Raw genomic sequence first — 21,676 nt, forward strand, 5'->3', positions numbered from 1 at the left:
GTCCGCGGCCCGCGCATCAACGGACCTGCTCGACAGCGTCACCGATGTCCTGAGACATCGCACTTCACGAGTTGACCACACGACGATCCACATCAGCTGCCGGTGGAAACGACAAATCCCATCGGATTGCTTAGGGTGGGGTGATCGAAGGAGCTGATCGTCATGGCGCAGCCGGGCCCGCACGACAACCCTAGAAGCGCGGCGCAATACTCGCCCGATCTCGCCGGGGCGCGTGCCAACGATCTTGCAGCTCTAGAAGCGGCCGCGAGGGCCGATCTGGGCGATCCAGACTTGTGGTTCGTGCCGACGGGCTATCGGAAGTCCTTGGCGTTATGCGTGATCGACGCCGTCTACGCGAGCGGCCAGGACGCGGCAGTGACCGCCGACGTCGTCAGCCATTACGTGGCCTACCGCCGAGCGGATGACGCTGACGCGGAGACCGACGGATTGCACGAGCTCCTGAAGAGCATCAAGCAGTTGGGCGGCGTACAGAACTGGGCAGAGAAGGTCAACGATCAGCAGGCCATGGGCGATGCAGGTGCATCCGTCAAGGCTTCGGCGGTACAGCAGGTGGCGCTGAAGTTCGCGACACGTGGTGTTGCCACTGTTGATCATCTCAGTGAAGCGATTGCCAGGGGCCGGGCGAGGGAGCTGCGGCGGATGTGGTGTGCGGCTCCGGGGCAGGAATCAGGGGTCACCTGGACCTATTTGTTGGCGCTGGCCGGCATCGGGGGTGCCAAGACCGACCCACTCGTCGCCGGCTATGTGGCGCGGGCGTTGGGTGTCACGTCAGTGAGTACCGAGTCCGCAGCTGAGCTGATGAACAGGCTGGCGATGCAGGTCGGCTGGGACCCCGTGGCGTTCCATCTGACCGTCTGGCAGTTCGAGTCCACGCGACGCTGAAGCCCGGCCCTAGAGGGGGCTCGGTGCGACCTCGTGCGATCGCGGCGCAGGGTTCGTCGGAGTGATAGCAGCGTCGTCAACAGGCGTGACGGGCTCGCGCACCGCCTCCCCGTCGGGCCCCTCGAACCGCCGCCCCCAGCCGGTGATGATGGAGAACGCCATCACCACCGACAGCACCAGCGGATAGAACGTGACGGCGAACAGCGCCAGCGCCGACACCTCGTTGGGACCTTCGGTCAGCATGCTGGCGATCAGCAGGAACGAACTGACCACCGGCACGACCGAACCGAGGCCGAGGACGTTGCAGTCCATCACGTTCGCCCGGCGATAGGGGTGCAGGCTGACGCGGGAGCCGATGCGGTCGACGAGCGGTCCGTAGAACATCATCGTGGGTCCGTTGACGCCGGCGAACAGCCCACCCGACACGATGGCGCCGACAGCGATGGTGGCCTCGGTGCCGCGCGGGGTCGCGGTGAATCGCGAGCTCGTCACCGCCTCGACGATGGCGTCGAATACGCCCGAGCCCTCGAGCACACCGATGATGGCGAACACGATGATGCCGAGCCCGATCAGCGGGAGGACATCGGTGATGCCGTCGACGAGGAAACCGGCCGCTGCATCGTCTTTGGCGGAGATGATGTCCGCGGGGGTGATGAGACCGAACGCCAGCCCGATGACCGTGCCGACGACCAGCCCGCACGTGGTGGCCAGGAACAGGTCACGCTTCCAGAACGCCACCGCGAGGAGCACCGCCACAGCGACGAGCATGATCAGCGGCTTCGGGCCGACGTCGGTGGGTGTGGTGATGGAACCCGAATCACTGGTGAGGACCAGTCCGACAACGACATACAGCACCAAGGCGATCGCAGCGGTGGTCAGCGAGTAGCGCATGCGGGAGCGCACCACACCCGCGATGTCGGCGACGCCCTCCTTGCGACGGAACCGCTGGGTCGCCGACGACACCACCGTCGAATCCGAGATCGGCGCGAGGTTATCGCCGAACAACGCTCCCGACAGGATGGCGCCGGCCAGCAGGAGCGGGTGGGCGCCGAGCGCGGTGCCGGCCGGGAAGATCACCGGGAACGCCGTGAACAGCGTGCCGATCGACGTTCCCGTCGACATCGACATCACACCCGCGATGACGAACGCGATCGCCGGGAACAGGCTCGGGGACACCCCGGCTTCCTGTGCCGCCCAGATCAATCCGTTCGCCGCACCCGAGGTGCTCAGCAGCATGGAGAACAGACTCACCGCCAGCAGGATCATCAGCAGCGTGCTGGCCGTCGGCGACGACAGTCCACGCAGCGCCGCATCCCAGTAGCTCGAGTACTTGCGGGCCAGGAGTGCGCCGAGGAGCAGACCCACCAGCCCGGACGCGGTGAGTGCGGACATGTCGAAGACGTTGAACGCGATGAAGTAGGAGATCACGCCGGCCAGGAAGATGACCGGTGCGACGAACGCGACGTACATGCCGCCGCGGAACTCGAGGCGGTCGGGTGTGGTGGTGGTTTCCATTAGGGACTCCGATGTCAGGGGCGGCGGTAGGCCGCGATCGCTGCGATGATGCGGTCGACGTCGTTGTCGGTGTTGTAGTAGTGGAATGAGATTCGTAGCCGTTTGCCGCGAGGTGCGGTGCTGATGCGATGTTCGGCGAGCAACCAGGCGGCGAGGGTGTCGGGGTCATCGTCGACGAGCGCCACCTGCGGGCCCGCGACCGCGAGATCCTCCGGGCGATCGATCTGCTCACCGAGCGCGCGCAGCTCGGTGGCGGTGCGCTCGGCCAGCCGTTGCACGTGCGCCCAGCCGGCGTCGGCGTCGACGGTGTCGAGAGCGTCGAGTCCGCCGAGTGCCGCATACACCGACGGGACGCCGGGAGTGCCGGTCTCGAACTTGGCTGCGGTGGAGGGGGTATCGATGTTCGCGGGGTCGAAGTTGAACGGATTCGTTCGGCCGAACCAGCCGGTGAGTCCCGGGTTGTCGAGCTCCTCGGGATTGCGGACGTAGAGGAAGGCGAGGCCGGGTAGGCCGAGCATGTACTTCAGGGTGCCGGTGACGAGGAAGTCGCAGCCGAGCTCGTCGACGGTGTAGGGGACGACGCCGCTGCCCTGGTAGGCGTCGACAAACATCTTGGCGCCTGCGGCATGTGCGGCGTCGGCGATGGCTCGGACCGGTGGCCTGGTGCCGTTGACGTAGGAGACGAGCGGAGCGGAAACGAGGCCGACGGTGTCGTCGATCTGCGCTGTCCAGGCTGAGGTGGTCAGCACGTCGTCGGCGGCCACGGACCGGATCGGGGTGCCGTCGGCGGAGGCGCGCCACACGTGGCCGACGGACGGGAACTCGTGGTCGCTGGTCAGCAGCGCCTTGCTGCCGCGGGCGTGGATGGTGGAGCGCACCTGGTAGGCGGCGATCGACGCGTTCGGTGCGATCGCGACCTGCTCGGGTGCGGCGCCTATGCGGGCGGCGAACCGGGCTCGCAGGGTCTCGACGAGTTCCATCCAGCGACCCCACGGTGCCGGATCGGCGATGAGGTCGTCCTGCATGTCCTGCAGGCGGCGCTGGAGATCGATCGAGAGCGCGCCCTGGCTGCAGCTGGCGAGGTGCGTGACGTCGTCGAGGTGCGGGAACCGGGCGCGGAACGCGGCAAGCTGCTCGGTCGCCGACGAGGTGGCTTCCTGGACTGTGGTCATGGAGTAATCCTGCGGCACGGTATTAACCCTGTCAATCGGAATATTAATCTGGGTCCACCCGTCGGTTCACTCGGTCGCCTGCAATGATGCTGGTGTGCTGGGGACGACGATTCGCGAGGTGCGCAAGGCGCGCGGGCTGACCATGGTGCAGCTCGCCGAGCAGGCGGGTGTCTCGCAGGGCCTGATCAGTCAGGTGGAGAACGGGCGGGCCGACCCGAGCCTGGAGACGCTGCGGCGCCTCGCCGAGGCGCTTGGTGTGCCGCTGTTCGACCTGTTCCAGGACGGGGCGCCGAGCCCGGTCAACGTGCTGCGCGCCGGCAGTCGGGTCTCGGTCACCACGCCCACCGGGTCGTTGACGTACGAGAAGCTGTCGCCGCCCAGTGCGACGCTGGAGGTTCTGCGGGGACGATTGGAGCCGAACGACGTGTCGAGTGCGGAGCCGCATGCGCATCCGGCCAGTGAGTGCGTCGTTGTGGAGAGTGGTGCGATGGTGGTCGAGGTTGCGGGGGAGCGGATTGAGCTCGGCGCGGGGGACAGTGCGATCTATGACTCGCGGCTGCCGCATCGGTATTTGAATGAATCTGGTTCGGTGGCAGTGTTTTTGGTGTTTGCGTCGCCGCCGAGTTTTTGAGAACCTGAGCCCCAGGTCGCTTGGCTTGCTGTGTAGGCTTCGACGGCGCGCGATGCTAGGCGTCGGAGGCTGCAGTGTTGCCAGCGCGGTCGGGAATCGATGGCGGTGCGCAACATCGCCGAATGCCGCGAGTGCCCCGATCAGCGCTCTTAGTCAAAGAAATAGTAAGCATTGTCAGGGTCGACGGCCGATTCCGATTTAGTTATCATTAACATCTTCTGCGACTCGGATAGTGAATGATGACTCCTTCGCCGCGCGGCACACTGTGATCGAGTTGCCGGACACCGAGTGGGGGGTCTTCCGACAACTATTCCGTGTCGAGATGTCGCTTCTATGGAGGCTTTCCAGGTGGCCGGAAGTCCACCTGTGTGGAGGCTCGCCAGGCGGAACATCTGTTTCCGCAGATCGGCATGAATCGCGATGGCAAACTGAGACCGTCAAATTCCAGCAGACTTCGCCAAATTGAATTCTCGAAAAGATATCAACGAAACGCCGAACCCTTCGACGAACGGGAAGCGACTTTGTCTGTGATTCGAGCTATCACCCGCTCTGGGTCCTTCCACTTCATCGCGAGCCGGTCGTGGTCCATCCCGTGCTGAGCCACAATGTCACGCAGTTGCTCCAGGTCCAGCTCCCCTAACCGCTTACGAAGCCCTGCTTCGCCAAGTTCGCTGAATACCGTGAATGGATCAATGACTCCCTGCTGCCGTCGTCGAGCACGTCTCGGGCGTGCGATTTGCTCGTCTTCGACGGACAGTGCCGTCTGTAGCGCAGTGGCGAACCGTCCCGTCCGATTGGCCTCGTTGGCAACGGCGACAACCAGTCTCGCCAGCACAGCGGCGAGTTCAGGTCGGGTGTCACTGAGACTGACGAGCGCAGCAGCCGCTTCCTGGCCGACTTCCTTCGCATCGATCTCTTTCATGCGATCTCATCTGCGGCGCTGATGAACTCCTTGGCCAAGGCGCGGAAGACTTCGTACCCGCCTTGGTACTGGTACTTCTGCCGCAATGTTGCTGTTGTCGAGTACTCAGCTGATGCGGCAATCGCGTTGCCTTCAGGTACCCAGGTGTCGAACACCGGCGGTAGGTCTTCACTGTCGACAAGTCGGTTGATCGTAGTCGCATGTACCGTCGATGCAGAACGATATTTGGTGATGACAATACCGAGCTCGTGAATGGTTTCACCAATGTTATCTGCGAACGACATCACCCGGGATTGGATCTGTGGGATTCCATATGTCGAGAGTACGTCCGGGATAGTTGGGATTATGTAGCCGTCCGCGATGCGGAGGCCGTTGAGGGTGACGATTCCGAGATTGGGAGGACAGTCAACCAACACATAGTCGTAGTTATTGAGTACGGGCTTGACGGCTCTGCGTAGGAGATCGGTTGGGTTGTCTGAGTAGAACTGGCCTGACGGCATGGAGGCGAGCCGGTCTTGGACATCGATCAGGTCGAGGGAAGATGGAAGCAGGTCGACGGTGCGGACCTCCTTCACTGGGCTGACCTGCCTCTGAAGTGATGCATCTAGGTCGAACGATGCATCCTCGCCGGCTCGTCGCAGCGCGTCCGTGAACAGCGATACGAGCGTTTGCCCGCGGTCGTTCAGTTCTCGCCATCGGTCTTCTCCGATCAAGACTGTTGTTGCATTGGTTTGTGGATCGAGATCGATGACCAGAACTTTCTTTCCGAACTCCGCCGACAAGAACTCGGCAAGGCCAATTGTTGTGGTTGTCTTGCCGACGCCGCCCTTGAGATTAATAGTTGCGATTACCTGTGCCACAGCCTTTTTCCTCCTCATAAGGTACTTGACAATGTCGTCGAAATCGAACACTGGCCCACTCCGCAAATCCGCGACCGGGGTGGGAAACCTGTTGTCGCGGGTTCTCCAATTCGATACGACGGTGCGGCTGACGTTGGCCAGATCCGCTACCTCCGCGAGACCGACCAGCTCTTGGCTCGACATACAGATCCTTCCGTGGACGTCGTTCACGGCGACGAATACAAGTGTGAATGTTGTTCACGAAGCTGTCAAGAGAGGCTGCCCTGTCCCGATTGGCCGTGTCGCGATCGCTAGCTCTAGCTGGTGTAGCTCTGGATGTATCGATAGAAGCTGATCAGCTCTCCAACTCCTTCACTAGACGGTCAGCTTCCGGCATGACGCTGAGCACAGCTCGGGCCGCGGCACGGCGCCCGACCTCCATTGTTGCTTCGTCATGTGGGTTTCCCGCTTTCTGAGCGTCTCGAGCGTCCTGATCGAGCACCAAGAGTGCCACCCCGACACCGACGGCGTACCGCTCACGGGACTTCTCCTTGCTCTCGTCGGTGAGCTCGGCAGCTCGAGCTTGTATGTAGTTCTTCAGAGGCGAGTACGTGCGGTTGAGAACAATGGTCGGAATCTCGCCGTCAACTTTGGCAAGCGGTGCGTACTCGGAGCGTTGGCCAGCAAGGTCTTTCGCGGGAACCATCTCGATCTCGCCGACGGTGGCGGCGGACCAGTTCTCGACGCCGTCGTCAGCCTCGCTCTTCCAGATCAAGGCGACGAGACCGCCGTCGCCCGGGCCGGAGGTCCCCGGATCCCTTCCGCCCTTCGGGCCGGTCGGTTTGGAGGGGGCCTCTTCGATGATGTCGATTTTGGTGGACCATTCGAACTTTGGCCCGAGGCCTCCGGAGGTTCTGGTCCATTCGGGGATCTCCACGTCGAGGTTGTACGTCCCGAGGTCGGCGTTGTCGGGGACGGCGATAGAGACGCGGACTCGTCCCGAGCGAAGCTCGCCGACCGTGATCTCTGCGGGGCCTATATCCGGATGGTCGCATGTGACCTGGAGAAATGCCCGTTGGGTGATGAATCCATCGGTGGCGTTAAGCTTAAAGTATGCCCCCTTGACCTTCCCGACCTGGGCTTCGATTGATTTGGGGCCCTCGAAGTGGGTCGGATCGTGATAGAGATCCTCGGGTCGGGTGGGTTCAGGCGGCTTGCGGCCACCTCCGCTACCGCCCATGCCGATCCCACCGAGTGAAAAGCCTTTGGCTTTGAAGGCTCGGGCGATCTGCTCGGCAACGGCGATCGTCGGTCGGTCGTTGTTGTCACCGGAGATGGCCTCACGGATCAGGGCGCTGTTTGCGTCGCGGAGTGCAGGCCAGTCGTTAAGGAAGGCCGCGATTTCTTTCTCCAACCGGATAGCGACGGCGCTACGAACGAGTTGGGCGCGATCGGCCGTGAACAGTTCCGTGCGAATCTCGATCGGAAGCTGATCGCTTGCGACGATGACGAGGACGCGGTCGTAGAGCTTGTTGAGCTTGGTTTTGAGTTTGAAGTCTTGCGGCGACCAGTGTGAGTGAACCTGGCCGTTAGAGGTCAGGAGCAGCGCATGGCCGTGAGCAACAAAGTTGCGTCTTTGTCCCCGACTGCCCGCCTTCGTGAAGAGCCGAAAGCGGATCGGGAGATGGTATGTGGTGCCGTCGTGGTTGAACGGCAGAGTGTCGAGGCCTTCGGTTCCAGCCTCTCCGGGATTGTCGTTGAGCCGACGCTCAAGTCCGTTCAGCGTTTCGGCCCGATCGGTGCGAGTGATGTTGTTTCGGTACTTGATCGGCAACACGGGGCGAAAGAGCCGCGTGTTCAGAATCGTGTCGAACGATTTCTCGTCGCCCGAACGCCGGCCCAGGCCTTCAGTGTCGTAGGCGATGAGCGCGACGTGGGTGCCTGGTTCAAAATCGGGGTAGTCGGCGGAGGGAACCGAGAACGGCACAGCCTTGGCCCACGTCGTCGGATCACCCTCGATCCAGGGCTCGGTCACGAGATAATAGGCATTGGCCGTCGTGTGCACGCGTTCGCGCTGAACGACGGCGATGCTGATTCGATCCTCGTCATCCGGTTCGAGAAGGTCGGGGTGGCGCCGAGTGACGACGACCACGGCGCCCGCGTTGAGGTAGGTGAGTGCGCCGCCTAGACCGTAGGTTCCCTGCTGCCAGTTAACCCCGTTCTTGTGGCCAGCGCCCACTTGGAAGATTGTGCGGGGAACTTCGTTGACGACAATGCCACAGCCGTGATCGCGCATGACCAGGGTGATTCGCTTCTTGTCGGAGCCGACCGCGGCCTTGTCGATCGTAACGGTGGCCAGCTCGGCTCGCTCTTTCTCTCCGAGCTCGCTGAGGAGCGTCGACGCAGCCTCATGGGGTGTGTTGAAGGGGACTGCACCCCGGGTGCCGTACGTCTGTAGTGCGTACAGCTCAATGACGGCGTCCTGCATGTTGGTGACAACTTCGAGGGACTTGTGGTCGTAACTAGCGCCGGACCCAGTCAAAATACCCTGGTTATTTCCCTTGTCTCCGAGGGGCCGCTGGTAGCGAGTCCCCAATGCTCTGGCGATGGATTGCTGAACAATCTCGGCCTCCTCGATGGAGCGTGCTGCGAGAGCGGCTTTCACGATCCTCTTGTTGTTACTCATTGCTTTCCTCCGGTCGAATGCTCGTGGCCTAGCGGGGTCAGGTGGTACTTGGATTTGGTTTGTTTGGGCTCGATGAGGCCCCACTCGCGAGCACGGGCGATGTAGCCCGCGGCGTTCGTAGAAACCTCGTTGTTGGTCCACGACGGCCATGCCTGGGCGACGTGCGCAAGCACATCCTGGCGCGACGCTCCACCGCTTCCGATCGCACTAATGATCTCGGTGAACCCACGCCAGTCTTCCGGGGCGAAATTGGCGAGGTGTTCAAAGAACACTCGCGCAGCGTTGTATGGGTGCGGCTCCTCGACAGATATGCCCGCGATGCCCCTGAGCAAATCCCAACCGGCGCCGGTGAGTCCGACGCGCGGTTCGTGGGATTCACCCATAGTGAGGCCGGCGACGCGCCACTCGTAAAGTGGCCCGTTGGTCGAGTAGACGTCCCCATCGACTCGGTAGTCGCCGAGTGCAAACGATCGGAAGCCAGTCTCGGCTGGCTTGCGTTTGTCTGAATTTGTCGGAAAGAGTGCGGTGCACTTTGCCCCGGTGTCTTTCTCGGTGGCGAGGAGGAGCTCGCCGAACCGCCACGCCTCCCGGAGTACGTCCGTGACGTAGTCCTCAACAGGGATCGGCCCCTCAGCGGCGAGGGCGGCAAGTTTGGTGAGCGCCCACAGTGAGGGGTAATCGCGGTTGTGCAGCCCGAACAACGCGCGAGACTCGGGTCGACTGAGGTCGCCTGCGGCAGGCACAACATAACCGGCCACCGGAGGAGACAGTACCGTCGTTGGCCGGTCCTTCCGACTCGTGACCGGGATAGTCTTACGCACAGTTGATTCGTACGGCTGGGCGCCGGGCTCCTCTTCCTGCCTTGGCGGAGGGCCAGCGTCCTCTGTTTCCTCCACCGATAGCTCTAGGATCCGCTCCTGGATGGCGTCGACGATGAACTCGGCGCGAGTTGCGTAGCCCCCGATGCCCTGGATGATGACGGCGTCCATCTCGCGGATCAGGGGAACGGGAAGCGGAATGCGCATTACGCGGTGATCGGTTGCTGCCATCTTGCGTACCCTAACGCTCGGTCCTCATGTGTTCACCATATAACAAATATAGTAAGAAAGCCAGCAAGTATCTAGGATATATAGCGCGTCTGCTCGGTACAGGCAATATACCTGCCTGCAGGTAGTCGTCCCCGGTGGCGTGTGAGCGCCTCCGTACGGCGTTGATCCCACCCCGCGCGACATCCATGTGTGGCACCGACCGCGGTATCGCCTCGGAGGGCGGATCGCTCCAGCCGCCGTAGGCCGCCTATTCGTCCGTCGTGACAATTGGCGATCGAACAAGTGCGCGGACGTTCGAAGTTCTTCGTGAGTCTTCTTCGCGCTGAACAACCCTGGCCTGCGATAAGTGCCGCCGTGTGCGTCGCTGGCCGATGGAAGCCGCATCGTCGGGCCGTCCGTGAAAGACCTCGTTCCGACGATGAAGGCGATGAATCTTTGACCGCCTGCAGCTCGCACTAGCCTGGTAGTCAACTGTCGTGAGGTCTCAAAGGTAGGTGTCTGTGAAAGGGCATGATTCAGGTGGACGGATCTTCAAATCATCTGTGCGGGAACTCGTGGTGGGTTTCTCGCGCGCATGAGCCTTGCTGTGGAGCTGATCCAAATCTCATTGCAGATGCAGCCGAGAGATGCTATCCGTGGCGGAGGCCACTATGAACGCTCGCCCCAAAGCCTCTTGTCAGAGTGTCAGTTCACGTATGAGCAAGCAGAAGCGGAGGGACACGGAAGCCGAGCTGCGCGTTCGACGCAATCTCCACGCGCGCGGCATTCGATTCAGGGTTGATGTGAAGCCAGAACCCGCTCTCCGGGCAAGAGGTGACATCGTGTGGCGCGGCATCAGGTTGATTGTGTTCATCGACGGGTGCTTCTGGCATGGATGCCCTCAGCACGCCACCCGCCCGCGGGCAAACGCAGAGTGGTGGGCTGAGAAGTTAGACAATAATATTCGGCGAGACAGACGAACGGACCTCGCCCTGATCGATCGTGGATGGACCGTCCTCCGGTTTTGGGAACACGAGGACTCCAAGGGGGTGGCCGATAGGATCGTCGCAAGGATCGAGGAGTTGAGGTCGGTGGACCTCTGACTCGCGTACGTTAGCTGAGGACCGCGACGCGTTCACCATATGGGTCAGCGGTGGCCAGCGACACTCCGCCGTTCTGCGAGACTTCCCATGGTTCGCGCACGGCCCGATTGAGAGCGTCGACGTCGATAAGCAGGTTGAGCGCAGCGGCCAAGACATGAACCGATAGGCGGGGCGGTATAGCGTTACCGATCTGCTGACCGACATCGCTTCCAGCCCAAGGATAGTCAGGAGGAAATGTCTGAAGACGACCCGCCTCTTGATGCGTGAAACGACTGAAGTCATCGTTCGAGAGCTGAAGACGGTTGCGCATGATCTTGCCTGTCACTGTCGCCGCCGGTTCGTCTGATTGCCGCTGGCCGCGCTTGCGAGGATCACCGCCACTTCCATAATTGGAGATGACCGTGAACGCCAGGTCGCGATCAAGCGCGTCCGCCATCGACACCCAGGGTTCACGATTGGCCATGCTTTGCCTGGGTACTCCTCGGCGGAATGCTTGATGTGTCGGCTTCGGCAGCCTGACATCCTCGTCGTCGAGTCGTGCCACAAGCACGGCGCGTCTACGAGTCTGCGGAACGCCGAACTCCTCGGTGCGGAGGATCCCGTAGTCGACCCCATAGCCGTATCGCTCGAGGACCTCCTGGAAAGCCGCCCAGATAGGTAGCACCTGCGGCACCTGCTCGAGAACGATGGCTTCGTAGGGTGTGTCCGCCCGCAACGCCTCGAGTACCCAGCGCATCGGTTCGAGGACCAACCCGGTTCGCTCGTCCTCGAGCACGGAGAGACTGTCAGCCGCGTCATCGCCGTCAGCCATCCTAGTCATGAGCGCGATGACGTCGTTCAATGCTTTGCGACCGGTTCCGGTGCCAGCCACCGTGAACGTCTGACATGGTGGGCCACCCGTGAGAATTGTGGCGTCGGGGAAATCAGCTGGCCCGAAATTTCGGACGTCTCCTGGTGTTGTGACGAGACCGGCGGCGGATCGTGTTGCGCAGGCGTTCCCATCGAGTTCGATGCCCTCCGCCGAGATTCCGAGCCATGCCGCCCCGACGTCTAGACCGCCAGGTCCGGCGAATAAGTCGACTATTCGCGGGCGATCTTTCGACGAGTCCAATCCCAACACCATGAATGAAATGGTAGCCGGCGCGACCCACAACGTCGCGCAGGCCAGAGCTGGCGCAGTCGATGGCCGTCGCGTGGCGTTCCTTCCGACGCTCGGCTTACTAGGTGCCCGAGCTGGCCGCCCTGTCGTGGGTATAGGGCCACGCGCGTTCCGCTGAGCCGTTGCCGCCGCTGATCGACGCAACGCTCGTGTCCGTGCATTCGGGCTCTATGGGTAGCGCATGTTCGGTGGCGCTATGAACGAGCGCAACCGAAACCTTAATCGTCGACCGAGTGAAGTGCGAATCGCACGAGCGACCTGCTCGCAATTGCCCCTTCAATAGCGGATCGCTCGGTCCGGTGGGGTCGTCGCCGTCAGCGACCACCTTCGCAGTGGTGTGGCGAAACGGCGTTGCTGCCGAGTCGTGTGATGCCGCCATTCCTGGACCGATCACCTCGCTGCCGAAGTTCTCCTGGCTGTCGAGCAAAACGGATGCAGCTCCGTGGTTGCGAAAGCCCGCGCTTCGGTTAGCGCATTTCGGAGGTGGGCCGAAGCGTCGCAAGTATCAGGTTTGAAAGCCAGGCATTGGTGCCACACGGGCAGCGGATGCTGCCGCCAGCCGAGAAGGTCTGAGGAATGGAACCATTCCACCGAGCGGCGGCTGCCCAGCACGCTTGCGCTCTGGTAAGGCGGCACGCGAGACCAAGGTAACCGATCGCAACTACATCGGGGTGGCCCGCCACTCTTTCCCGACTGCGTGCGCAAAGGGCCTCATCGTTGCGTTACTACGGTCTTTATTCATGTGGGATGATTGCGGGGCGTCGACGTTTAGGGTCACAAAAACAAGAGGTCAACGTAGCCGAGCCTCACCCACCCCGCCTCCCCGGCGAACCCGGCAACCCCGGAACACACGTCACCGCAAAGCAACCCGGATTGCCCTGGAGTGGCGCACGCAGCGGCTTCGACCCACACGCAATCACCGTGCAGTCCTTCGGCGCATACGGTCCGACGCCGAGCGCACCCAGCGCCACGTTCGGATCGGCGAACTGGACGGGATCGAAGTTCAGGTTCATTGTCGGCCGGTACGGCCCGGGATCGGGGAGTCGAGGAGCTCGGAATGCGGCGGCGAGTCGTCGGAAGAACTCGCGGTAGAGCTCGCTGTTGAGGCTCGCGCTCAGGACGGTGCCCGGGTCGGGGGAGACATCGCCGAGGAAACCGTTCCAGCTCACCAGCAGGCCGAGGCTCGGCACGATGAAGTTGTTCTGCTGCAGGAACCCGACCATCGCGTAGGCGTCCGACGGCAGGCCCGCGAGGGGTGCGAGGTTGGACGTCTGCCGCGACGGGAACGACGGCCCGGTACACGGAGAGCTGTTGACCCAGAACAGATATCCGTAGCACCGATTCGCCGACGACGGTGACCGCAACTGCCGAATGTATCCCGAATCGATGATCCGCTTGCCGTGCCACACACCGTCGTTGACCATCAGCAGCCCGAGCCGCGAGTAGTCGGCGGGCGGCATGAAGAGGAAGGCGTAGCCGTAGGTGTTGCCGCTGCGGTCACGGGTCCAGAAGTAGTCGCTCTTCTTGATACCCAACGGGCCGAACAGGTTCCGCTGGGCGAACGCCTGCAGATCCTCGCCGACGGCATGCTGCACCACGTACGCGAGGAGGTCGGGGCCGTGCTGGGTGTACTCGAAGAACGTGCCCGGACGATGCTCAACCGGGAGCGCGAGGGCTTCCTTGCCGATGTTGGGGTCGACGTCGAGGCCGGCGGTCAGGGCCTCGCTGATGATCGACTGCCGCAGCCCCGACGTCTGCGTCAGTAGATCGCGCACGGTGATCGCGGCGTGCGCCTTGTCGACCTCGCCCGCCGGGAGGTAGCGCGCGATCGAGGCGCCCAGATCGAGCTTGCCCTGCGTGTACGCGATCCCCGCGAGCATGGACACGACGCTCTTGGTGGAACTGAACAGATTCCACGGGGTGTTGCCGGTCAGCGAGTTGAGGGGTCCGGTCCCGACGAGACAGTTGTTGCGAAACACCTGGATGTGGGTGCGCATCCGCGACGCGGCGAACGCGATGGCGTCGTCGAGTCGCTTCTTGTCCAGGCCGACCGCCGATGGGGCAGCGGTCTGCGGGTTACCGGAGCCCGACGGTTCGGCGCACTGCTGCTGTTGCTGAGGATCGGCGGGGGCGGCGTGACTCTCACCCGGGGGCAGGCCGACGACCATGCCGACAGCCACGAGCAGCGACACGACGAGTGCCGCCAGAAGGCGACGGCCGGGAACACCCCGGCGACCAACGCGACCGACCATGAGACCCCCTCGATGCCGCGGTGCACCATCTCGGATGGTGGCACGTCAGCAGCGTCAGGGTCAGCAGTTCACGAGTATCGGCTGGTCAGAAGACCGCGATCAGTGAGCGCAGCATCACCGAGCCGCCTGCCGGATCACTCCCGCCACGGCCGCCGGATGCGAGACCAACGACGCGTGCGACGACGCGATCTCCGTCGTACGTGCACGTATCCGCTTGGCCGCATCGCGTTGGGCGGCAGGCGGGATCACCCGGTCGTTCGCCGACACCACGTACCAGCTCGGGGTTGTCGCCCACGACGGCCGACCGCTGAGTTCGACGTTGGCCGCCGCCGCGAACGACTTCTGATGAGCGAGCATCGTCTTGATCGTGGCCGGGCCGACGTCCTGCGCGAAGATCCGCGGGAATGCCGACGCCTCGATGTAGGCGTCGAGGTTGTATCCGCCGACACCCGTCGAGTCACGCACCACCTTGAGCTGCAACGCGGGCGGCAGCAGCTGGCTACCCGGGTACTGCAACGGGTTGATCGCCGAGGCGATCGGCTCGCCGGCGCCGGGGGCGAACGCGGCGACCTACACGAGACGCGTGACCTTCGGGTCGTGGATGTTGGTGATGACGGCGCCACCGTAGGAGTGACCGACCAGGACGACCGGACCGGGCAGGGTGCGGATGGTGCGGTCGACCACCGCCGCATCATGGGCCGGGCCGCGTAACGGATTGTCCACGGCCACCACGCGATAACCGTCTCGCCGGAGGATCGAGGCGACGCCGTCCCAACTGGTCTTGTCGGCGAACGCGCCATGCACCAGCACGATCGTCGGTCGCGGCGCCGCCTGCGCGGTCGGCACCGCACACGTGAGCGTGATGCCGATGGCGCACAGCGCGATGGTGAGCGTCACCAGCATGCGGCTCAGACGTCGGAACATGGCAGTCTCCTCGGATCGGTGATCGAGCTACGCCTTCGGATCGATGCTATGCGCTGTGAGGAAGCCGAGGGCGTCGGTCGCGAGTTCCTGCCAGCCGTGATCGGCGGAGAGGCTGTGCCCGCGGTCGGGGTAGAGCTTGAACTCGGTCGGCGACGCACTGCGCTTCTGCACTTTGTACCCAGCCTCGACGGTCGACGCCGGCACCGTGCGATCCTTCCCGCCTGCCATCATCAGCAGCGGACCTTCGCGGCCCTTGAGATCGATCGCCGCCGGACTGTGCCGCTGGAAGTTCGCAAACGCCGCCTCGAACAGCGGACGGCACGGCGACGGAATGGCGAACTCGGCGAACAAGGCGTCGGACTCCGCGCGGTCGACCGCACTGGTGAACCCCGCGTGAAAAGTGTCGGCGGTGTGCGCCCACGTCTTGTGCCGCAGGCCGGGGTGGGCGAGGACTGGCGACGCGGTCTTCACCTGAACAAGTGGCGGCGGCTTCTTGACGCCGCGGAAGGCCGCCGGTGCGATCGCCACGCACGCCCGCGCGAAACCGCTCGCATGCAACTTCTGTGCGATGAGCCCGCCGAACGAATGCCCGATCACCACCGGCGACGCCGGAAGTCCCGTGATGATCTCTTCGTAATGCTTGGTGATGGCCTCGATGCCGACATCGTCCTGCGTCGAAGCGTCCGCGCGGGTGTCCGCCGGAGTGGCCGCCTCTCCCGGCCAGCCCGGGGCGACGGGCGCAAATCCGGCATCGGCGAAGAACGTCACCCACGGGTCCCACGACGACGCGTGTAACCACAGGCCATGCACGAACACAACAGGTATGGCGTTCGGGGATGTCATCGCAACCTCCGGGGATGCTGAGCTCGACCGCCTCAGATGATCTGGGGACGTTACTCGCAAGCACCGGCATGCGCTGGGCGTATGGACGTCGTCCATCCCGCGTTACCACGCACAGAGCGTTGCCGCTAGACGCCCACCGCCCTTTCCCGATCCAGATACCTCAACCAACCGCCGAAGGTGCTGATCTCTTCCGCATCGTCCAGAGCCGATGGGCTGCAGGAGAATCCGACAACTCGGCGTCCGTCGGCATGAACAGTTGCGGCTGAACGATGGCGACCTCACTCTGTTTGTCGGCGGCACAGACCCCAACCCAGGTGCACGCCAGTTGCCTCATTCTCTGCGCTGCGCGTCGCCCTCGCAGCCCTCCAATGGAGTGCAAGGGTTAGAGGTGAACGTAAAGCGTGCTTATCCGGTTTGGTCCGAGCCGGCTATTGCAGATTTGTCTGTGCGGATAGGCCTCCGGTGGCATAGTTCGCAGTAAGACTGAGCCTCCGCTGGTGATGATCGTCTACGACGTCGCCTACGGTGCCGAGGTGCATCACTTCACCGCTGCAGACCAGCAGACAGTGGCCTTTCCCTACACCAACATCGCTGTCACTGCGGGTGGATTCGGTGCTAACTGTGTGACCGTGCGGTCGGTTGATGATCTCGGCGGGGCGGGATTGGCCCGACCATTGGTGATCGATCCAAAGTTCGCGAATGTCGGTGAGTTGTGGTGGCTTGTGGAGGCGTATGCGGGCTTTGAGGTGCGATGCTTCACAGTGTCCGCTATGAAGCGCGCTGGCCCAGCATCGATTGGAACAGAGCGAACTTCTTCTCCTCGTCGAAGTCGAGATCACTAGTATCTCGTGGAGCCAATTCGGCAAACTGATTCGTCAACTTGTCAGAGTCTCGCGTTGTCGTATAACTCCTTTCGGTCATCTCTTCAGCGAGGTCCGTCATCCATGAGCCGACCGTGATGAACTTCCCGCTGGCCCTATTAAGCAACCATGATCGCCAAGTCGCTCGAGTGCTTCCTGCCAAATCATCCACTCGGGCACAGGTGAGGCGCGAGTCTCTTTTGTGTTCTTCTTTCCGTAGGCGGACGTTCTGTAAACGACTCTTTCCGGCCCACGCGGCGATGCCCGTCCTTCCGGTGGCGCGAACGATGTATGCCTCTGCGGCCGAAATGTCCAGAGATCCGTCGAGATCCAAATCTCTTCGCAGTTGGAGCACTGTTTGCAAGAGAGGGTCATTGTGCAGCAGTCGTCGTCCCATCACTGTGATCCGCATTTCAGTGACATCTGAATATATTTCACTCGACAAGAACGAGAGAGGTAGCACAATACCTCCAATTATCGTGCAGTAAGTGATTAAGAATATACCTTCACCGACAAGTCCGTCACGCAAGGCAATTGCACCTGTCGCGATGCCGCCGCTGACTATCAATAGAGGGAAGATCCACGAAGCGAGTACAAGGATGAGTGCCAGGATCACAACGCCGGCTGCTGCTGGTCGGGGCCGAGTGGCCTGGTTGAGGGAGTCCATCGCTGCCAGCAATTTCACTCTGTCTACTGACGATCGATCTTCGAGGTCTAACTGCACACGCTCGGGAATCAGAGTGTGAAGCTCATTCCATTCATCGACATGAGTGCGCCGCCCTCGCCGGGTGGCGATGAGAGAACGGACGACACCGACGATCCATTGGATAGTGGTGGTGACGGCGAGGGCCGCTAGGAATATGAGCAGGCCATTCCAATTCGCAGTGACGATAATCTTCGATATCTCGGTGACCATGAGCGTGTGCCCCCAACAACTGTTGTCCGGAAGAGTTCTGCGGCTCATCGCCGCTTCGGTCGGCGATGACGACAGGGTGTCACAAGGCACCGACAACCTACGGTGCGGTCACCTCTGGCTCGTTGTGACGTCGATGCGGGTCCGGAAGAGACAATCGAAACTCTCGTTCCGTCACTCGAGAAGCGCATTAGCTGACTCCCTGCCGAACCGGAAAAGTGGAACTCTTGGTCGTCACACGCGTAGACGCAGGCCACATCCAAGGAGTCGCCCTACTCATGCGCTCCGACCTCGAGACCTTCGAGCTCATCTGAGCTGGCAGAATCGTCCTCACTCGACGAAGGAGGCCGGCAATGGCAGGGCATCGGATCTTCACCACCAGCTTCGCCAGCATCTACCCGCACTACGTGGCCAAGGCTGAGCGGAAGGGTCACACCAAGGACGAGGTCGACCAGGTGATCTCCTGGCTGACCGGCTACGACGACGCAGGTCTCGAGAAGGTGATCGCCGACGAGACCGACCTCGAGACGTTCTTCGCCGAGGCGCCCGACTTCAACCCGAACGCCGAGCTCATCACCGGTGTCATCTGCGGTCATCGCGTCGAGGACATCGAGGACCCGCTCATGCAGAAGATCCGCTACATGGACAAGCTCGTCGACGAGGTCGCCAAGGGGAAGAAGATGACGTCGATCCTGCGCGGGTGAATTGCCGGCCGCGTGCACGTCACACCGAGTCTGCGCCCACGAGTTCGGCGATCTCATCGGTCACGTTCCGCCGCGCCCGATCCTCCCACTGTGCAAGCCCGAACACGGTGTGAAAGATGCTCTGCTGGTTCAGAAGTCCTCGTAGGACGTCGGCGCGTCCGGGCCGGAAGTACTCGTCGGGCACGCGTGCGTACTCGTCCCGAATCTGGTGTCGATAGCGTGCGTAGTCTGCGGGCGGTGCAGCGAGGATGGACAAGTCGGCGTCGCACAGCGCCGCGGCGTTGTGGTCGCCGGGATCGACGTGGTGCGTGGCGGTAATGCGGACGAGTCGCGCCACCTCGTCGGCCAACCCTTGATCTGCGAGCATCGTCGACGCCAGCTCGGCTGAGCGAATCTCGTTGTCGTGGCCGGGAATATCGTAGACGGCGTCATGGAACCAGGCAGCCAGTCGCACAGATGTGGCATCGAAGTCGACGCCTGCGGTCTGGAGTTCCGCCAGCGACCGCAGGACTTGTCTGAGGTGGTCGACGGTGTGGTAGCGACGTTGCGATTCGCGCCATCTCGATAGCAGGTAGTCCCTTTGATCCTGGTCGAGGTGCGGTTCGACCAGGTCGGGGTCATTCATGGAACTGGCCCTTGGGCAACCGGGGTCGAGCGGTGTCGGGCCATCCGGCCTCGGGCGTGATCACTGTCCACGTATCCGGCGCGGTGGTGAAGTCCATCCAGCGGCCGTGTCCCAAATAGAGCGAGTACAGGGGCTCGTCGGGGAAATTGCCCAACCGGAGGTAGAGCGGCGTCGCTGGGCTGCCGCCGCGATACCAACCGGTGTCGTCAGGATCTGCCATAAAGCTCACCTGGGTGGCCAGTGCGACCTCGAGGTCAGGGACCGTCGTTGCGCGGGTAACCATTGAGAGCCTCCTCAGTCCTCGAGATGCGCGGACTTCACAGTCCGAAGCAGCGCGGACCAACGGTCCGCGGTCTCAGACGCCGTGGTGCCGGTGCATTGCAGTAGGTAGACAACGTTGCCCCGTTGATAGAGAACGTATTTGGTCACCGCGAAGAGCCACCCTGCGGTCTGGTCCCGGTAGGAGCCGGCCTGGATTGTGCCGCCTTCGTTGCGGTCGGTGATGGGAAATCGCTCGGCCTGCTGCTCAGTCCAGCCCGACAGCAGGCGCGCGTCGGTGAATGCTTCGTCGAGCGCGTCGTTGACGTCGACGCCGTGGTCCACGATGAAACGGGTGAGGACGAGGAAGATGTTGTCCCGGAACGGCGACAGCGGAGAGTCGGGTGCGACGAGCGTGGTGAAATAGCCGAGCTCCTTACCGCTCGGATCTTCCTGCCAATCCGTCTGTGCTGCGTCGATGCGGATGGTGCCGGCAATGGTGCGTGGTTCCACGACGCGCGCCGCCGCCACCGACATCAGCCGTACCCGTTCATATATCCCGATGTGGCTCAATCGAATAGCCCTCCAAGCTGTTTCCCGGCATGGCCACCGAGGAGGCCGCCCGCCAGACCGCCGATCACGGCACCGGCGGCGATGCCCACCGGACCGCCATACGCTCCCACCAATGCACCGTACTCGGCCCCTGCCCAAGCACCGGCCACAGCGCCGGTCCCGGAGCCGGCGGCTTCGGGGATCGACTCCGTGCCATCCTTGACCTGGGTGTATCCGTCATACACCTCGTAGGCAAGGGCAGCGGGCAGTGCGGCCTTGCCGATGACGCGGAGGGCGCCCCGACCGCCCTCCGGAACTGCATCGGCGGGTCCGGCGCGAGCGGACATCCTCGATTCGACTTCCCGTGGATCGGGCAGTTTGGGGTTGTCCGGGTCGACGCCGTAGGCGGCGTTGACGCTGCCGCGGCTCTCCGACGACGATCGAATGATGTCCTCGAGGGCCTGCTCCCGGTTCATCCCGTACTTGGTGGCCTTGTGCTCGATGAGCTCGTCCATCGACTTGTTCGGCTCTTGCTTGAACAGCTGCGCTGCCAGACCGCGATCAGCCATCAGGTCCCGCGCCTTTGTTCGGATCTCGTTTCGCAGATCCTGAGCTATCCGCGCGCGCTGCTCGACCGGTAGATCAGACTTGGCCAGCGTCTCGTTGAGAGCCTTGAGCCGCTTCTCGGCCTCGGTGTAGTAGTTCCGTGTCTCGGCCTCCGTCAACGAGCCGTCGGGATACTCGGGCATGCCGAGCGACGTGACGCCATACTTCCCGTGATAGGAACCGTCGAATGCCGTCGCGGGAAGATTCTCCGGCCGGATCTCACCATCTGCCGCCTGAATTGCCGCGGCCAACGCATCATCGGCTTCTTCCGCGTTGATGAGGAGCTGGTTCACGAGAACCTGGAGTGCGGCTCGGTCGGCCTCGCGCTCGTTGGCGGCTTCGACGGTCATCACGGTTTGCAGGATGGACCTGACGGTTCCATCGTTGTCGATGGCGAACATCTTGACTGCGGCCTCGGCCCGGAGGCGCTGGAGGTTGTCCTTGATGGCCTGGACCTTCGCCGCCGCGGCACTCGCGGCGCGTGCGATGGCTCCGACCTTCTCGCCGTGCTGGGTCAGATCGACCCTGGTCCGGCCCACCGACCGTTCGGCGGCGGCTGCCGAGTCGCCGTCCCACGTCGAGAAGGTCGAGAGATTGCGCAGCTGAGTCGCTTGATTGTCGCAATGTTCCTGCTGTGCTGCGCACACATTGAAGACCGCTTCGATATCGCCGACGTTCCACCGGTCGATATCGTCGATGCCGATCACAGGTTGAGGTGACTCGATGAGTCCGTCGGGCTGGTCGGGATGACCCGCGAGATAGTCTCGCCGGACGAGTCGTCCTGGCTTTCGAATTCGTGTGCGGAAAGGGTGAACTTTGTCGAATGGTCACCCAGGCGAGTCGTGACCGCCTCGGCGGAAGTACGAAGCGCATCAAGCCGCTCGCCCAGCGCGGCGGCCGAGGCCCCCACCCAGCCCGACGCAGCATCGCCGATCTGTGTGTGTTCGGTGTCAAACACCCGGGCAGTGTCGTCATGCCATCCACCGAGCTGATGTGCGCCGTAGCGCAGGTCGGCAGGGTCGACGTTGACGTGTTCCCCCATCAACAACCCCCTGGTATCCGAACCGCACGCCGCCCCATGACTGTGCGAAGCTGACGCTAGCACTGCTCATCTGCAGCGTCGCCTGCAAAACGTGGCGCCGACTACGCAAACCGGACATCGCGCCTCGCAAATCATTCGG

General features: G+C 62.8%; 19 protein-coding genes and 2 pseudogenes. 4 read left to right on the forward strand and 17 right to left on the reverse strand.

What is annotated here, in order from left to right; all coding sequences use genetic code 11:
• Positions 1 to 162 precede the first annotated feature (162 nt).
• The gene (locus tag D7316_RS18620; RefSeq protein WP_124709579.1) at positions 163 to 903 is read left to right on the forward strand and encodes a heme peroxidase; all 741 of its coding nucleotides are present in this window, start codon (positions 163 to 165) and stop codon (positions 901 to 903) included.
• A gap of 9 nt (positions 904 to 912) precedes the next feature.
• Here D7316_RS18620 and D7316_RS18625 read toward each other — a convergent pair whose 3' ends face one another.
• Together D7316_RS18625 and D7316_RS18630 are read right to left on the reverse strand one after the other, a co-directional pair.
• Complete coding sequence (locus D7316_RS18625; RefSeq protein WP_124709580.1) at positions 913 to 2,418, reverse strand: Na+/H+ antiporter NhaC family protein; 1,506 nt, start codon at positions 2,416 to 2,418, stop codon at positions 913 to 915.
• A gap of 14 nt (positions 2,419 to 2,432) precedes the next feature.
• On the reverse strand, positions 2,433 to 3,590 hold the full coding sequence (locus D7316_RS18630; RefSeq protein WP_124709581.1) for an aminotransferase class V-fold PLP-dependent enzyme: 1,158 nt from the start codon (positions 3,588 to 3,590) through the stop codon (positions 2,433 to 2,435).
• Positions 3,591 to 3,684: 94 nt separating this feature from the next.
• Between D7316_RS18630 and D7316_RS18635 the strand changes: the two genes are divergently transcribed.
• On the forward strand, positions 3,685 to 4,221 hold the full coding sequence (locus D7316_RS18635) for an XRE family transcriptional regulator (protein ID WP_124709582.1): 537 nt from the start codon (positions 3,685 to 3,687) through the stop codon (positions 4,219 to 4,221).
• 481 nt (positions 4,222 to 4,702) lie between these two features.
• On the opposite strand, the gene D7316_RS18640 is transcribed toward D7316_RS18635, so the two are convergent.
• From D7316_RS18640 to D7316_RS18655, 4 genes are all read right to left on the reverse strand, one after another.
• Positions 4,703 to 5,143: a hypothetical protein gene (locus tag D7316_RS18640; RefSeq protein WP_124709583.1), complete on the reverse strand. Its 441-nt coding sequence runs from the start codon at positions 5,141 to 5,143 to the stop codon at positions 4,703 to 4,705.
• Positions 5,140 to 6,003, reverse strand: a complete 864-nt coding sequence (locus tag D7316_RS18645; RefSeq protein ID WP_124711434.1) for a ParA family protein — start codon at positions 6,001 to 6,003, stop codon at positions 5,140 to 5,142. Before D7316_RS18645 ends, D7316_RS18640 begins: the two co-directional genes overlap by 4 nt.
• Positions 6,004 to 6,337: 334 nt before the next feature.
• Positions 6,338 to 8,668: a hypothetical protein gene (locus D7316_RS18650; RefSeq protein ID WP_124709584.1), complete on the reverse strand. Its 2,331-nt coding sequence runs from the start codon at positions 8,666 to 8,668 to the stop codon at positions 6,338 to 6,340.
• Entirely contained in the window at positions 8,665 to 9,717 is a 1,053-nt protein-coding gene (locus D7316_RS18655) for a ribbon-helix-helix domain-containing protein (RefSeq protein ID WP_124709585.1), read from the reverse strand. Before D7316_RS18655 ends, D7316_RS18650 begins: the two co-directional genes overlap by 4 nt.
• 650 nt (positions 9,718 to 10,367) lie before the next feature.
• Here D7316_RS18655 and D7316_RS18660 point away from each other — a divergent pair.
• A complete protein-coding gene (locus D7316_RS18660) occupies positions 10,368 to 10,799 on the forward strand; it encodes a very short patch repair endonuclease (RefSeq protein WP_124709586.1) in 432 nt (143 codons plus the stop codon).
• 10 nt (positions 10,800 to 10,809) lie between these two features.
• Here the strand turns inward: D7316_RS18660 and D7316_RS18665 are convergent, their stop codons facing one another.
• The 6 genes and pseudogenes from D7316_RS18665 to D7316_RS18685 all read right to left on the reverse strand — a co-directional run bounded on the left by D7316_RS18665 (position 10,810) and on the right by D7316_RS18685 (position 17,753).
• A complete protein-coding gene (locus tag D7316_RS18665) occupies positions 10,810 to 11,922 on the reverse strand; it encodes a DNA cytosine methyltransferase (RefSeq protein ID WP_124709587.1) in 1,113 nt (370 codons plus the stop codon).
• An 842-nt stretch (positions 11,923 to 12,764) separates the two neighbouring features.
• Entirely contained in the window at positions 12,765 to 14,210 is a 1,446-nt protein-coding gene (locus tag D7316_RS18670) for a serine hydrolase domain-containing protein (RefSeq protein WP_124709588.1), read from the reverse strand.
• Positions 14,211 to 14,324: 114 nt separating this feature from the next.
• Positions 14,325 to 15,134, reverse strand: a pseudogene (locus D7316_RS18675) (alpha/beta fold hydrolase).
• A gap of 27 nt (positions 15,135 to 15,161) precedes the next feature.
• Positions 15,162 to 15,977, reverse strand: a complete 816-nt coding sequence (locus tag D7316_RS18680; RefSeq protein ID WP_124709589.1) for an alpha/beta hydrolase — start codon at positions 15,975 to 15,977, stop codon at positions 15,162 to 15,164.
• Between the two features lie 125 nt (positions 15,978 to 16,102).
• Positions 16,103 to 16,213: pseudogene (locus tag D7316_RS27735) on the reverse strand (hypothetical protein); the annotation flags it as partial.
• A 532-nt stretch (positions 16,214 to 16,745) separates the two neighbouring features.
• On the reverse strand, positions 16,746 to 17,753 hold the full coding sequence (locus tag D7316_RS18685; RefSeq protein ID WP_164473818.1) for a hypothetical protein: 1,008 nt from the start codon (positions 17,751 to 17,753) through the stop codon (positions 16,746 to 16,748).
• Positions 17,754 to 18,103: 350 nt separating this feature from the next.
• Here D7316_RS18685 and D7316_RS18690 point away from each other — a divergent pair, with 350 nt between their 5' ends.
• Complete coding sequence (locus D7316_RS18690) at positions 18,104 to 18,454, forward strand: DUF2200 domain-containing protein (protein ID WP_124709591.1); 351 nt, start codon at positions 18,104 to 18,106, stop codon at positions 18,452 to 18,454.
• Positions 18,455 to 18,473: 19 nt separating this feature from the next.
• Here the strand turns inward: D7316_RS18690 and D7316_RS18695 are convergent, their stop codons facing one another.
• Genes D7316_RS18695 through D7316_RS18715 form a run of 5 tightly spaced genes read right to left on the reverse strand, consistent with a single transcriptional unit; the run spans position 18,474 to position 21,537 of the window.
• A complete protein-coding gene (locus tag D7316_RS18695; RefSeq protein WP_124709592.1) occupies positions 18,474 to 19,079 on the reverse strand; it encodes an HD domain-containing protein in 606 nt (201 codons plus the stop codon).
• On the reverse strand, positions 19,072 to 19,362 hold the full coding sequence (locus tag D7316_RS18700; protein WP_124709593.1) for a hypothetical protein: 291 nt from the start codon (positions 19,360 to 19,362) through the stop codon (positions 19,072 to 19,074). Before D7316_RS18700 ends, D7316_RS18695 begins: the two co-directional genes overlap by 8 nt.
• A gap of 11 nt (positions 19,363 to 19,373) precedes the next feature.
• Positions 19,374 to 19,874: an LpqN/LpqT family lipoprotein gene (locus D7316_RS18705; protein WP_124709594.1), complete on the reverse strand. Its 501-nt coding sequence runs from the start codon at positions 19,872 to 19,874 to the stop codon at positions 19,374 to 19,376.
• Between the two features lie 32 nt (positions 19,875 to 19,906).
• A complete protein-coding gene (locus D7316_RS18710) occupies positions 19,907 to 21,202 on the reverse strand; it encodes a phage head morphogenesis protein (protein WP_124709595.1) in 1,296 nt (431 codons plus the stop codon).
• Positions 21,199 to 21,537 (reverse strand): WXG100 family type VII secretion target, encoded by a 339-nt coding sequence (locus D7316_RS18715; protein ID WP_124709596.1) that lies wholly within the window; start codon positions 21,535 to 21,537, stop codon positions 21,199 to 21,201. The genes D7316_RS18710 and D7316_RS18715 overlap by 4 nt, the downstream gene beginning before the upstream one ends.
• Positions 21,538 to 21,676 lie beyond the last annotated feature (139 nt).

The organism is Gordonia insulae (assembly GCF_003855095.1).
Lineage (GTDB): Bacteria > Actinomycetota > Actinomycetes > Mycobacteriales > Mycobacteriaceae > Gordonia > Gordonia insulae.

Bases quoted from the DNA above. Each gene is read 5' to 3' on its own strand.
- D7316_RS18630 (WP_124709581.1), bottom strand. From the start codon at position 3,590: ATGACCACAGTCCAGGAAGCCACCTCGTCGGCGACCGAGCAGCTTGCC.
- D7316_RS18620 (WP_124709579.1), top strand. From the start codon at position 163: ATGGCGCAGCCGGGCCCGCACGACAACCCTAGAAGCGCGGCGCAATAC.
- D7316_RS18680 (WP_124709589.1), bottom strand. From the start codon at position 15,977: ATGACATCCCCGAACGCCATACCTGTTGTGTTCGTGCATGGCCTGTGG.
- D7316_RS18650 (WP_124709584.1), bottom strand. From the start codon at position 8,668: ATGAGTAACAACAAGAGGATCGTGAAAGCCGCTCTCGCAGCACGCTCC.
- D7316_RS18665 (WP_124709587.1), bottom strand. From the start codon at position 11,922: ATGGTGTTGGGATTGGACTCGTCGAAAGATCGCCCGCGAATAGTCGAC.
- D7316_RS18705 (WP_124709594.1), bottom strand. From the start codon at position 19,874: ATGTCGGTGGCGGCGGCGCGCGTCGTGGAACCACGCACCATTGCCGGC.
- D7316_RS18625 (WP_124709580.1), bottom strand. From the start codon at position 2,418: ATGGAAACCACCACCACACCCGACCGCCTCGAGTTCCGCGGCGGCATG.
- D7316_RS18670 (WP_124709588.1), bottom strand. From the start codon at position 14,210: ATGGTCGGTCGCGTTGGTCGCCGGGGTGTTCCCGGCCGTCGCCTTCTG.
- D7316_RS18715 (WP_124709596.1), bottom strand. From the start codon at position 21,537: ATGGGGGAACACGTCAACGTCGACCCTGCCGACCTGCGCTACGGCGCA.
- D7316_RS18700 (WP_124709593.1), bottom strand. From the start codon at position 19,362: ATGGTTACCCGCGCAACGACGGTCCCTGACCTCGAGGTCGCACTGGCC.
- D7316_RS18685 (WP_164473818.1), bottom strand. From the start codon at position 17,753: ATGGTCACCGAGATATCGAAGATTATCGTCACTGCGAATTGGAATGGC.
- D7316_RS18660 (WP_124709586.1), top strand. From the start codon at position 10,368: ATGAACGCTCGCCCCAAAGCCTCTTGTCAGAGTGTCAGTTCACGTATG.
- D7316_RS18640 (WP_124709583.1), bottom strand. From the start codon at position 5,143: ATGAAAGAGATCGATGCGAAGGAAGTCGGCCAGGAAGCGGCTGCTGCG.
- D7316_RS18695 (WP_124709592.1), bottom strand. From the start codon at position 19,079: ATGAATGACCCCGACCTGGTCGAACCGCACCTCGACCAGGATCAAAGG.
- D7316_RS18690 (WP_124709591.1), top strand. From the start codon at position 18,104: ATGGCAGGGCATCGGATCTTCACCACCAGCTTCGCCAGCATCTACCCG.
- D7316_RS18655 (WP_124709585.1), bottom strand. From the start codon at position 9,717: ATGGCAGCAACCGATCACCGCGTAATGCGCATTCCGCTTCCCGTTCCC.